At 36.4% G+C, this 13,233-nt stretch carries 11 protein-coding genes and 1 pseudogene; 7 read left to right on the top strand and 5 right to left on the bottom strand.

Annotated features, from left to right (window positions below):
• Positions 1–224: 224 nt before the first annotated feature.
• The 3 genes from metK to FFR48_RS18745 form a co-directional block, all read right to left on the bottom strand.
• A complete protein-coding gene (gene metK, locus FFR48_RS18735) occupies positions 225–1,409 on the bottom strand; it encodes a methionine adenosyltransferase (protein ID WP_137668415.1) in 1,185 nt (394 codons plus the stop codon).
• 64 nt (positions 1,410–1,473) lie between these two features.
• Positions 1,474–4,446 carry a cation-translocating P-type ATPase gene (locus FFR48_RS18740; protein WP_137668416.1) on the bottom strand — a complete coding sequence of 991 codons (2,973 nt, stop codon included), beginning with the start codon at positions 4,444–4,446 and terminating at the stop codon, positions 1,474–1,476.
• Positions 4,406–5,026 (bottom strand): DUF5132 domain-containing protein, encoded by a 621-nt coding sequence (locus FFR48_RS18745; RefSeq protein ID WP_096568163.1) that lies wholly within the window; start codon positions 5,024–5,026, stop codon positions 4,406–4,408. The genes FFR48_RS18740 and FFR48_RS18745 overlap by 41 nt, the downstream gene beginning before the upstream one ends.
• A gap of 294 nt (positions 5,027–5,320) precedes the next feature.
• Between FFR48_RS18745 and FFR48_RS18750 the strand changes: the two genes are divergently transcribed.
• On the top strand, positions 5,321–5,782 hold the full coding sequence (locus tag FFR48_RS18750; RefSeq protein WP_096568161.1) for a pyridoxamine 5'-phosphate oxidase family protein: 462 nt from the start codon (positions 5,321–5,323) through the stop codon (positions 5,780–5,782).
• A gap of 95 nt (positions 5,783–5,877) precedes the next feature.
• On the opposite strand, the gene FFR48_RS18755 is transcribed toward FFR48_RS18750, so the two are convergent.
• Positions 5,878–6,072 (bottom strand): hypothetical protein, encoded by a 195-nt coding sequence (locus FFR48_RS18755; protein ID WP_096568159.1) that lies wholly within the window; start codon positions 6,070–6,072, stop codon positions 5,878–5,880.
• A gap of 189 nt (positions 6,073–6,261) precedes the next feature.
• Positions 6,262–6,885, bottom strand: a complete 624-nt coding sequence (locus tag FFR48_RS18760; protein WP_096568157.1) for an HPF/RaiA family ribosome-associated protein — start codon at positions 6,883–6,885, stop codon at positions 6,262–6,264.
• 420 nt (positions 6,886–7,305) lie between these two features.
• On the opposite strand from FFR48_RS18760, the pseudogene FFR48_RS30605 reads away from it, so the two are divergent.
• The 6 genes and pseudogenes from FFR48_RS30605 to cobJ all read left to right on the top strand — a co-directional run.
• Positions 7,306–7,401 (top strand): annotated as a pseudogene (locus FFR48_RS30605) (metallophosphoesterase); the annotation flags it as partial.
• Between the two features lie 51 nt (positions 7,402–7,452).
• Positions 7,453–7,581, top strand: a complete 129-nt coding sequence (locus FFR48_RS30180) for a hypothetical protein (RefSeq protein ID WP_268932449.1) — start codon at positions 7,453–7,455, stop codon at positions 7,579–7,581.
• 241 nt (positions 7,582–7,822) lie between these two features.
• Complete coding sequence (cobG, locus tag FFR48_RS18765) at positions 7,823–9,385, top strand: precorrin-3B synthase (protein ID WP_137668417.1); 1,563 nt, start codon at positions 7,823–7,825, stop codon at positions 9,383–9,385.
• A 25-nt stretch (positions 9,386–9,410) separates the two neighbouring features.
• A complete protein-coding gene (locus FFR48_RS18770) occupies positions 9,411–10,040 on the top strand; it encodes a precorrin-8X methylmutase (RefSeq protein WP_096568155.1) in 630 nt (209 codons plus the stop codon).
• Positions 10,037–10,741, top strand: coding sequence for a precorrin-2 C(20)-methyltransferase (locus FFR48_RS18775; RefSeq protein WP_137668418.1), 705 nt, complete (start codon positions 10,037–10,039; stop codon positions 10,739–10,741). Before FFR48_RS18770 ends, FFR48_RS18775 begins: the two co-directional genes overlap by 4 nt.
• A 177-nt stretch (positions 10,742–10,918) precedes the next feature.
• A complete protein-coding gene (gene cobJ / locus FFR48_RS18780; protein WP_137668419.1) occupies positions 10,919–12,661 on the top strand; it encodes a precorrin-3B C(17)-methyltransferase in 1,743 nt (580 codons plus the stop codon).
• The last annotated feature ends 572 nt before the right edge of the window (positions 12,662–13,233 follow it).

Genomic DNA, 13,233 nt, shown 5'->3' on the forward strand with positions numbered 1-13,233 from the left:
CTGAATAAAGACAAAAGCTAGATATATTGAAGGTTTGAGGCTAATAAACAAGAAAAAGATGCAAGGATTTTGAAGGGTATACCTGAAAAAGTGTGCATTTTGGGTCTGATAAATCAGGAAATTATAGGATGACAGATAGCTGAAACTGTTCCCTGTTAAGAGTTCCCTGTTCCCTTGCCTTCACAGATAACTTTTTCAGCAAACCCTAATTATTAACCCCAAATTCAAAATACATCCACCTTATCCAACTTTTCCCAAGGTAATTCTATATCAGTTCTACCCACATGACCATAAGCAGCAAGCTTGCGATAAAACCCACCTTTAGTTAATGAAGGTAAAAACCTTAAATTAAATTGTTTAATAATTCCTGCTAACCGAAAATCAAAATGTTTCTCTAAAATAGCAGTAATTTCCTCATCAGAAATATTCCCAGTGCCAAAAGTTTCCACCTGCACACTCACAGGTCGAGAAAGTCCGATAGAATAACTTAATTGTACTTCGCACTCATCAGCTAACTTTGCAGCAACAACATTTTTAGCAGCATATCTAGCAACATAAGCCCCAATTCTATCTATTCTAATGGGGTCTTTACCACTTAACGCCGAACCGCTATGTTTAGAATATTCACCATAGGTATCAATAGCGTTTTTTCTACCAGTTAAACCTGCATGGGCAGTGGGTCCACCAATAATAAATGATCCATCAGGATTAATAAAGATTCTAGTTTTAGCATCAGGTTTAATTGCTTCATTTGCAAACACAGGAGCAATCACAGTTTCTCTAATATCATCTTGTAATTGTTGTAAATTTGGTTTTGCCGATTGATTTTGACTAGCGATAACTGTAATACTGTGAATCCTATAAGGTTGACGATTTTTATATTCAACACCTACCTGGGTTTTACCATCTGGGGTAAGATAAGAGAGGATTTTTTGCTTTCTCACCTCACTAATTTGTCGAGCTAATTTATGTGCTAACCAAATCGGTAAAGGCATAAAATTATAAGTTTGATTGCAAGCAAAACCAAAAACTGTAGCTTGATTCTTGACAGTAATTTTCTCTATTTCCGCATCAGATAAAATCTTTTCATCAAATAAATGATATTCTTCAGGAGGCAATTCTGTTAAGCTAGTTAAAATACTGCAATTTTTACCATTGAATTCTGTTTGTTGATAACCAACTTGTTCAATTACCTGCCTAGCAATATTAGTAAAATCCACATTTGCACTAGGTTCAAATCTCGCAGCAATAAAAACAATACCTGTTGACACAGCACATTCTGTAATAATTCTCCCATAGGGATCTTGTTGTAAAAACCTATCTACAATAGCATCACTAATTTGATCACAAAGTTTATCAGGATGCCCTTCCGTCACAGATTCCGACGTAAACATAAAATCCTTTTTCATAAAAAAATCCTCTCTTTTTTTCTGCGTTCTCTGTGCCTCTGTGGTTCGTTATCAAAATATCTTATCAACTGATTTTTTTAGTCCCTTCATTTACCAACAATGGCAACAAAGCACTACCAGAAATTACAACAGTATCAACCATATTCAACGGGGCAATTTTCAATAAACTCCGTAACTGTGGCACAGCTAAAGCCAAAATTTGAATACCAAAAGAACCAACAACAGCAGTCGTTAAATAAGGATTAGGCGGTAATTTTTCCTGACTAAAAATACTGTGTTTTTCAGAACGACTGCTAATAGTATGTAATAACTGCCCAGAAGTCAAAGTCATAAAAGCCAAGGTACTAGCTTTAGGACTAATTCCATATTTAAAAATACCGTAACCATAAGCAGCTAAGGTACTAATAGAAATGACAGCAGATTCAAACACAATTCTCCCAAAATCAGTATTTTTAATAATTGGTTCATTTGGGTTACGCGGAGGTTGATTTAATACGTCTGGTTCTGGTGCTTCCATAGCTAAAGAAAGTCCAGGGAAAATATCAGTTACTAAGTTCAACCATAAAAGTTGAATTGCGTTTAAAGGTTCACCAATACCGACTGCGGTAGCGGTTGTCATCACCATAATTTCGCTGAGATTTGTAGCTAAGAGAAAATGTACAGATTTTCTAATGTTGTTGTAAATTGTTCTGCCTCTACTAACCGCAATCATCATTGTTTCTAATCTGTCATCTTCTAAGACAATATCAGCAACTTCACGGGCGACATCTGTACCTTCTTTACCCATTGCTACACCGACTTGAGCAGCTTTTAATGCAGGTGCGTCGTTAATACCATCACCGGTCATAGAAACAACTTTACCCGATGTCTGCAATGCTTGAACAATTTGCAGTTTATTACTAGGACTAATGCGGGCAAAAACGTCTACTTTGTCGCTGAGTGCTGCTAATGCTTCCGGGGTGAGATTATTGAGGTTATTAGAGTCAAGAATTTCTAATTGGGGATGTCGATTTAATTCTAATTCTTTAGCGATCGCATAAGCTGTAGGACTTTGATCACCAGTAATCATTACCGTATTAATTCCCGCTTGATGAAAGTCGGCAATTAATTCTTTTGCACCTTTTCTAATTGGATCAGCCATCCCCACCAAACCCAACCAAATTAAATCTGATTCATGATTATTGTTATTTTCCACTTCCTCAATATAACCATAAGCCACACCCAAAACTCTTAACGCTTTTCCTGCTAAACGATCATTTTCTATTTCTATTTTCTGTCGGTCTTCTGCTATCAAAGGTACAACTTCACCATTTTTCATCCACCGATGACAAAGTTGTAAAACTTCCGCAGGATTTCCTTTCACAGCCACCATTTGCTGACAATTATGAGTTGCATGAATTGTACTCATAAGGTTGCGATTTTCAGAACGCAAATTAGTTTGCAGTAAAGGATATTTTTCTTTCAACGCCATCACATCTACACCTGCACTAATCGCTGTGTAAATCAAAGCATTTTCTGTAGCTGAACCTGTAACCAGATATTCATCAGCATCATTTTTTTTACTAACTTCACTTTCATTACAAAGAATTGCTACATGAATTAATTTTAATAGTTCATTATAAGTGTAGGGATTAATAATTTTTTCCCCAGTAATAAATTCACCATCCCTGACTTGAATATGTTTACTGTCGGTGACTATTTCCACCACTGACATTTTATTTTCTGTGAGAGTTCCGGTTTTATCTAAACAAATAGTTTGCACCGAACCTAATGCTTCTACTGCATTTAAACTGCGAACAATAACTTTATTTTTTCGCATATCACGAATGCCTAAAGCTAGGGTTGTGGTAGCAATTGTTGGTAAACCTTCGGGTACTGCTGCAACTGCTAAAGATATAGAAGATTGCAACATTGCTAATAAATTATATCCCCGTAAAACTCCCATTCCAAACACTAAACCACATAATCCCATACTAATAAAAACCAGTTGACTACCCACTTGATCTAATTGTTTAGCAAGGGGAGTTTGAGTTGTTGTTGCTTCACTAACTAATTGCTGAATTTTACCCATTTCGGTAAATTTGCCTGTAGCAACTACCGCTGCTAAACCCTGTCCATTAATAACTAATGTACCTTTATAAATCATATTCAAACGATCAGCTAAAGGTACATCTTCACCATGTAATAATGTGGGATTTTTAGAAACGGGAACACTTTCCCCAGTTAAAGCAGATTCATCAATAGTTAAATTATCAACTTCAATAATTCTGGCATCTGCGGCAATATAACTACCAGGTTTAAGAACTAAAATATCTCCTACAACTACATTTTCTGTAGGTATTTCTTGTAGCTTATTATCTCTAATTGCCCAAGTAGATTTTTCTGAGCGATTTTTCAGGGAATTAATAATGCGTTCTGACTGACTTTCTGTAATATAACCAATGGTAGCATTTAAACCAACTACACCCAAAATTACTACAGCATCAATAATTCCCCCAGTGAAAATAGAAATTCCCGCAGCAACACCTAATAAAGCAACTGGTAATGATTTAAACTGCTCAATTAACATACTGATTTCTGAGCGTTTTACTGTTGCTGATAATAGGTTTTTACCATATTTATTCAGGTATTTATTGGCAGTTTCATTAGATAATCCTGAGATATGGGAAGTATTTAATGATTGCAAAACATTATCCGCTGTCATTAAATACCAATTTTCGGTTTTTTGCTCTTGCTTGGATAAAGTTAACTTATCTTTTTTAGTAGGGTGTACTAATGTTTTAACATCAGTAAATCCAGCCTTATCTTTATATCCCGATAAAGCTTTATCAATAAAATATGCAATTTTCCTATAGCTAACGTCTGGTTGAAAAATAATCAAAATATTGCTAGTTAACACATTAGCAGCAACAGAAATAATTTCTGGGTAATTAGCAAGCGATCGCTCCAAATATATCTTTAATGACTGCGAACGATAAAGTTCATCAATTTTATATCTAGCTCTCCCTTTGACATTGCTGTGTATTATTTGAATCACTACTTTGTTGCTCCTGAAATTCCATTGAAACAGTATTAATTGATAAATTTGTTAATTGAGTTTCATCCTCAAAATTTAGTCTGGTAAAAATATCAAAAGCATACCAAGCCAATATATACCAAGGTATTTCTTCTAATTGAAATCCTTTTCTTAACAATTGTTGCAGCGAAAGTAAACCAATTCCTACAGGTAATATCACTCGTAAATCAGCAACACCATTTGTCATTCTTGCCACATCTGTATTAATATCAGAGATGACATTGATTAAATCTTTTGCTGCTTCTGATTTACCATTTGTGAAATAATTTCCATAAGTTCTAGATTGATTTCTAAATTGACTTCTAGATTGAGTTCTAGATGGAAAACTTTCTGGTTTCTCCTTTCTTGCATCTGCGCTTACTTTTTCTACCGTTTCACCCATTTCTGCAACTGCATCCTTAACTTTTTCTGATAACAAAATACTATCTTTAATAGTATTTTGGACTACAGGTTGTTTCATTGCTGATGCAATCGGTAAAATCACAGGTGAAAAGACAATTGCTGTCAAACCTTCAATAATTGTGTCTAATGTAGATGCCATTTTTACATCTCTCCTATTATCACTTGATCCAGTCAATCACTAAAATAGTATAAAAAAATATTATAAAAATTACTAGCTATTGCCATCATCCTCAAGTTACATAATTATTTGTAATTCCTAAACAAAATTATCATTTTTCTCTAATTTTTTTCTCAAAATATTCCTTTAGTTATACACTAAGCAACTTAATTACTAAGGTGAGAATTACACCTATAGACTCATGTAATAGCAATCTAAAAACATTAATACTAAAAAAGATATGAGCTACCCATTACTAAATAAAAAAATACCTAAATGGCAAATTCACAAGAACACAATCAAAAAACTCAGCAGTTGCGTACACTGATTAAAGACATTGACAATGCTATGTTAACTACAGTCGATGATGATGGTAGTTTGCATAGTCGTCCTATGTCTATTTTTAGCGACATTGATGCAGATGGTAAACTTTGGTTTTTTACCTTTGCTGATTCTCATAAAGTCTTAGAAATTCAACGTCGTCAACAAGTAAATGTGAGTTTTTCTTCACCTGATCAACAGCGATATATTTCTATTTCCGGTACAGCAGAACTGGTGAAAGATAGAAATAAATTACAAGAGAAATGGAAACCCGAATTACAAACTTGGTTTCCCCAAGGAATAGATGAACCGAATATTGCCTTGCTAAAAGTCAATATTAACAAAGCAGATTATTGGGAAAGTTCATCAAGTTTTATACCACAAAAAATTAGTTTTTTAGAACTCTCTCACCGTTAAGGTAGAATCTATTAGGGGCGAAGCCTTCGGAAAATAGCCTGGGATAAAAATTGATCATTGTTCGCCCGAATGCTTCGCCCTTGGAGAAAAATTGATCATTTTCTTGAGCTATTCTTGTCAATCTGCTCAATTAATTTCTCTGCCATTTCTACAGATGCAATCATTAATTTCTGTTCCAAATTTCCATAACCTCCCTCATCACTAACTTGAGGGTAAATGTGAGGATTAGATAGCATTGCTGCCAGTAATTGAGATGCTGTTTTTTTCAATTCATCAATTTGTGTATTCATATCCTTTCCAGCCAATAAGTGATAAATTGATAATTGATATTAACAGTTGATAATTGACTATTGTATTCAAACTTAAAAACCTCTCCTTTGAAGGTGAAAAAATCAAAAAATCTGCTGTTTTTATTCTCTTACAGGGAGAGGTAATAATTAATTATCAATTGTTCATTGTCAATTGTCCATTATTAAATCCTACCAATCTAAAGGAGTTTCAACTAATTTTTCTGAAGATTTACCAGCACGCACACCAGGTTTATCAACTATTTTTACAGTGCTTGCTTGCGGTCCTTCTTCCCCATCCTCTAAGGAAAAATGCACACCAGTACCAATTTCTAAACGGTCAAAGTCGTGATGTAAAACACTATTTTGGTGAAAATATATTTCCCTTCCATCTAAAGTTTTTAGGAAACCATAGCCATCTTCTCGAAATAATTTTGTTACCAAACCTGTACTTTCTTGCGCTTCCTCATATCTGCCAGCTTGTTCACTTGCACGTTGCAGTTGAGTCAGTTTAACTAACTGCTGACGCATAGCATCAAAAGTTTCTCTCACTACTGCATCTAACGGTTGATATTGAACACCCTCACCCGGATTTTTTTCCGCTGCTAGTTCATGGCCAGGCGGAACAGTCAGATCAATTCTCACTCGATAAGGAGAACCGCTACGGGGACGATCATGGATTTTTTCAATAGCAATGTGACAGCTATTGATGTAATTACAAATATTCTCTAGTTTGGCAATTTTTTCATGAACTAAATTATCAATTGCCTCTGATTTCTCTACATTACGATAGGTAATTTCTGGTTGAATTTTCATACATTTCTAATCCAAATACTCTCATCAAAATACAAACCAAATACAAAAATGGCGCAACTTACAGTGGATAGTGGATAGATCCCGGACTTCTTAAAGAAGCCCGGTGTCTGGATATTAAGTTCCTTTCCTTAAGCTTGATTTACTTATCTTTTTATATTTATAATACATTAATCAATTCTAAACAAGAAAATAATTATTTTTCTTCAACCCAAGGCTAGAGATTTTTAAAATAAGTATATACCAAAAGTAAGATTTGACTGGTCAACAGCCAATAATTTTATTTATAATAAAATTATATTTATACTAAAATTTGTTGTTAAAATAGGTCAACTATTGCATTTGAATTCAAACTTAATTTGGTACATAATCTGTCTCATTGGCGGATTTATCCTGGTTTTATTGGTACTGGTTTTATTTATCCTTTATTATACTCACTCCCAAACAGAAATTACTAAAGCTTTAACAGGTGTAGAAATTGAGGTACTTTGGAATCAAATCGCCTATCCTTCTGGGGACTGGTGACTGGGGACTGGGGACTGGTGACTGGGGACTGGGGACTGGGGGAAGATGAATAACCTAATTACCCATTACCCATTACCCATTACCCATTACCCATTACCCATTACCCATTACCCATTACCCATTACCCATTACCTTTCCAAAAATTCTTTCTTGTGGTATAATTCAAAATCTTAGATTTGGGAAACTCCGGTTAAATTCCGGGACTGTGCCGCAGCTGTAAAGCAATGTCAGATTTTAGATTGCTGATTTTAGATAATTGATACTGAGAAAAACATTGTAACAAAATAAGGGTAATCAGAAAATCCAAAATCCAAAATCCAAAATCTAAAATCCTAAATTGAACAAGTCAGAATGCCAACTCTAGGAAATTTATCCCTGTTCTGTCTCCGCGTCGCACGGGGAAGGAGTGACCATTTTGTTAAGTCCATTTACAGCTTGTCCAGGTTTATTTTACACCACACCAGCCCAAGATGGCATCTTATCTCGCCTAAGAATACCCGGTGGCATTTTGAATAGTGAACAGCTACACGCGATCGCCAATATAGCGGATAATTATGGAGGCGGCTATGTTGATGTTACCAATCGCGCTAATTTACAAATCAGAGAAATTAAACAAGAAATAAATATTGATATTCTCCAGCAATTACAAAAAATGGGATTAGGTTCTATTAATCCTGCTGTAGACCATATTCGCAATATTATGACGAGTCCCATTACGGGTATAGACTCTCAAGAATTAATATATACTCATCCTCTGGTGAAAGCTTGGGATGAATACATCACAGAAAATTCCCATTTAGGCGGACTTTCGGCAAAATTTAGCGTTGGCTTCGATGGTGGTGGAAAACTTTCTCTCAAACACTTCCCCAATGATATCACTTTAGCGGCTGTTGATATTGATCAGGGGGGTAGGAAAGAACCGAAGTTCTTTCCTACGGGGAAATGGGGACATAAACTAGTATATCTCATTTTGCATTTTTGTGGTGGTGAAAAAGAAAAATTTTTTATAAATACAGGAATTTTATTAACGCCCGCACAATGTATACCATTTTTAGGTGCTTTAGCAGAGGTTTACTTACAGCATACAGATCCTAGTAGCCGGCGTAAACCACGCTTGCGGGAGGTTATTGATAATTTGGGCTGGGAAAATTATTTACAACAAGCTACAGAGTATTTAACTGCAAATAATTTACAGGTAGCCAAAGAAATAGCATCTCAAAATCTCACACAAATAAGCAAACTCGCAAATTTACATGATGAAGCTAAACATAATAATCAAAATAATCAAGAAATGTACCATATTGGCATACATGAACAGAAACAATCAGGATTATATTATATCGGTGTTGTTTTACCCTTGGGACGGTTGCAAACTTGGCAAATGCGGGGTTTAGCTGATTTAGCCGCCAAATATGGTAATAGTAATCTCAGACTCACACCTTGGCAGAATTTACTAATCACAGATATTGCCCAAGAACACATTGCACAAGTGCAAAGAGAAATTGCCCATCTAGAACTGAGTTATTCAGCTACCAACATTAAAAGCGGGTTAGTTTCCTGTTCAGGAAAGCGGGGTTGTGCTGCTGCTGCAACAGACACCAAAACTCACGCTTTAACATTAGGAGAATATTTAGAAACTCACATCACCTTAGATTCTGCTATTAATATTCATTTTAGTGGGTGTGTTAAATCTTGCGCTCAACATCATCAAAGTGATATTACATTGCTAGGAGTGAAAATTGAGGCAGAAAATGAATCCAGGGAAGGATATCAAGTGTATCTTGGTGACGATACCTTACAACAATTTGGTCGTCCAATTTATGAAAATGTGACTTTTGCCGAATTACCTCAACTCATGGAACGAATGTTAAAAGTGTATCAAATGAAACGGGTTAGTTCTCAAGAATCATTTAGAGAATTTGCCAATCGTTATGATATATCTGAACTCAAACAATTGTTCACTGTTCAATCCATTTAAGTCTCAAATTCCAAATATCAAAACTATGTATAATTATATACGCGATGCTGAGGAAATATACAGAAAATCTTTTGCCATTATTCGCTCAGAAGCTAAATTAGATACCCTACCGGATGATGTAGCGCAAATTGCTGTTCGTTTAATTCATGCCTGTGGAATGCCGGATATAGTTCCAGAGTTAGCATATTCACTCAATGCCGTGGATGCAGGTAGAAAAGCCTTAGCATCTGGCGCACCAATTTTATGTGACTGTCACATGGTTGCACAAGGCATTACCAGAAAAAGATTACCCACCAATAACGCAATTATTTGTTCTTTAAATGATCCAGAAGTACCAACAATAGCCAAACGCCTGGGAAATACTCGATCAGCAGCAGCTTTAGAACTGTGGCGTTTTCATTTAGATGGGGCAGTTGTGGCCATTGGTAATGCACCCACAGCCTTATTTAGATTATTGGAAATGCTAGATGAGGGAGTACCACGTCCGGCATTAATTTTAGGCTTTCCCGTTGGGTTTGTCGGTGCGGCCGAATCAAAAGTCGCTTTAGCAGAAGATAGTCGTGGTGTGCCATTTATGACTTTACATGGACGAAGAGGAGGCAGTGCGATCGCTTCTGCTGCCGTTAACGCCATAGCAACCGAGGAAGAAATATGAACTCAAAAGGTCGTCTGTATGGAGTTGGTGTTGGTCCTGGAGATCCAGAACTATTGACATTAAAAGCATTACGCTTAATACGTTCGGCCTCTGTTATTGCCTATCAGTCAGCAATAGATCGGGAAAGTATCGCCAGAAAAATCGTGTCGCCATACTTACCCGGTAATCAAATTGAAGTTTTATATCATCTTCCCCGCGCCCTAGAACCAGAAAAAGCCAAAGCCATTTATGACAAAGAAGTTGAACCCATAGGTGAACATCTAGCCGCCGGTCGGGATGTCGTTGTATTGTGTGAAGGCGATCCGTTTTTTTACGGTTCTTTCATGTACATCTTCACTCGTTTATCTGAGAAATATCAGACGGAAGTTGTCCCTGGCATTTCTTCCTTAATGGCCTGTCCAGTATCCTTGGGAGTACCCTTCACCTACTACAACGATATTCTCACAGTTCTACCTGCCACCCTGCCCACAGAAATGCTAACTGCCCAGCTTTTAGCCACAGATGCAGCAGCAATCATGAAACTCGGTCGTCACTTTGCCAAAGTGCGTGATATCCTGCATCAATTAGGACTAGCTTCACGGGCAAAATATATTGAACGGGCAACAACCTCACAGCAAAGAATTGTACCTTTAGATGAAGTAGATCCCGAACAAGTTCCTTATTTCTCGATGATAGTTATACCCACTAAGCAAAGACTTTAAGCAGTCACCAATCACCAGTCACCAGTCACCAGTCCCCAGTCACCAGTCCCCAGTCCCCAGTCCCCAGTCACCGCGCAATAGTAAGTTAAGACTATTGACACCCATCTAAAAACCTGATATAGTGTCTCCTAATAAGGAAGAACTATCTTAAAATAAGTAAATAAATATAAATTTTAAATGAAAACAAGGTTGACATCTGCCGTTGTCATACTAGGTCAAAATAGTATCACAGTAGCCAGACAAATTACAAGTATTTTACCAGGTGCAAAATTATACGGGTTAGCAAGTCGCACCTGTGATGTTGATGTAAGCTTTACAAACTTTGGCGATACACTGCGCGAGTTGTTCGCCGCTGGCACACCGATAATTGGTATATGTGCAGCCGGGATTCTGATTAGAACTTTAGCACCACTGATTACAGATAAAAGTCAAGAACCACCAGTATTAGCTGTAGCTGAAGATGGGAGTGCAGTTGTCCCGCTTTTGGGTGGACTAAGTGGAGTAAACGAATTAGCACGGCAAATAGCAGCAGCTTTAAAAGTACAAGCTGCCATTACCACTACAGGAGATTTGCGTTTTCGGACAGCGTTGTTATCTCCTCCTTTTGGATATCATTTAGCTAACCCAGAGAATGCGAAAAAATTTATATCTGACTTATTAGCAGGGGCAAAAGTTAAATTAGTAGGAACAGCACCTTGGTTGAGTGAAAGTAACTTACCTATTGATGAAAATGGGGAGTTAACTATTGAGGTGACAGAAAAAAACGTAATTCCTCAACCTGACTGTTTAGTTTATCATCCCAAAAAAGTAGCGATCGCCATTACTTCCCCCAACTCAGGAACACTTAGCCACATTTACGAACTACTAGAAGACGCACAGGTTTCATCCAAAGCAGTCGCTGTTATTCTTGCACCTCTTTACCTAGCTGCTGATCCCATACTGGAAAATATCGCCCACATTTTTCAAGTACCCATTCGGTTTTTTGCAGTGAGTCAACTGACAAAATTTACCACCCAAGGATACTGTTTTCATGAAGCAGTTGTTTGTGCAGGTACAGAACCAAATAACAAATCTTTGTGTTCTCCATTTTCCCAGATTACTCTGAGTATTTCTCCAGAAATTATCAACCCCGAAACCATCGGACGACCACAGGGAAAATTAGCCATTATTGGTACTGGACCTGGTGCATCAAAATGGATGTCACCCGAAGTTAAAGAAATTCTCAATCATGCTACAGATTTAGTTGGTTATAAGACTTATATTAATTTAATTGGTGCTTTAGCTGAAGGTAAAAAAATTCATGAATCGGATAATAGAGAAGAAGAAGCAAGGGCAAAAATGGCCTTAGACTTAGCCGCAACAGGTAAATATGTAGCAGTAGTTTCTTCAGGAGATCCCGGTATTTATGCAATGGCCACCGCAGTTTTTGAAGTCATAGATAAATATCAACAACCAGAATGGCAAACAATTGATATTCAAGTAGCCCCTGGTATTTCCGCCATGCAAGCCACCGCAGCAGCTATTGGCGCACCTTTGGGACATGACTTTTGTGTAATTTCTCTTTCTGACATTTTAAAACCTTGGGAAATTATCACCCAACGTATTACAAACGCAGCCCAAGGTGATTTTGTAATTGCATTTTATAATCCTATTTCCAAAGAAAGAACTTGGCAATTAGAAGAAGCGAAAAATATCTTACTAAAGTACAGAAAACCAGATACCCCGGTAATATTAGGGTGGAATCTTGGCAGACCAGGACAAACGGTAAAAGTCATTACTTTGGAACAATTAGAACCAAAGGATGCTGATATGCGAACTTTGATTATTATTGGTTCTTCCCAAACTCGGAAAATTGAAACCAGTGAAAAAGATACAAGAGTTTATACACCACGTCGTTATCAATTGATAATTGACAATTGATAATTGACAATTGTTTCATTCCAGGTTCATTTTTAATTGTCGATTATTGTAAATTCGTGATCCTAAATAAAGCCCCAAGAATAACAAATTATTCTCAGGGCTTGTCATACCTGACCACCTTTACCTTTTTAATTTAATTTAATTTAATTTAATTTAAAAATACCATAAATCTTCAGAACTTAAAGACATAAATATCGGAATTATGTCTAAAAATAAATGTCCGATTTTAGTAATTTTTGCTATGCTATTAGACAAATTGTTTTATATAAAACATCCAAATATTTATAAGGTTTATGAGGTGATTTTCCTGTTGATATTTCCTAGAAAATTGCCAAGATTCAGAATATAGAATATCCTTAACCAAAGTTGTGCTAACAAAAGTCAAAATCATCATCGCTGTTGGAGTCACACTTGATAATTTATCTACAAAATTGGTTCTCTGTAATTAGGGTTTGCTGAAAAAGTCGAGAAGCAACATAAGGATCATGAAGGGTATAATCAGGCAGAAATAAAGATAAGATTTTGTTGTCTAAACTTCACTAAATAATCAATTTTACTAATGAACCAAGGGA

Origin of the sequence: Sphaerospermopsis reniformis, from assembly GCF_005402885.1 — a bacterium.
Lineage (GTDB): Bacteria > Cyanobacteriota > Cyanobacteriia > Cyanobacteriales > Nostocaceae > Sphaerospermopsis > Sphaerospermopsis kisseleviana.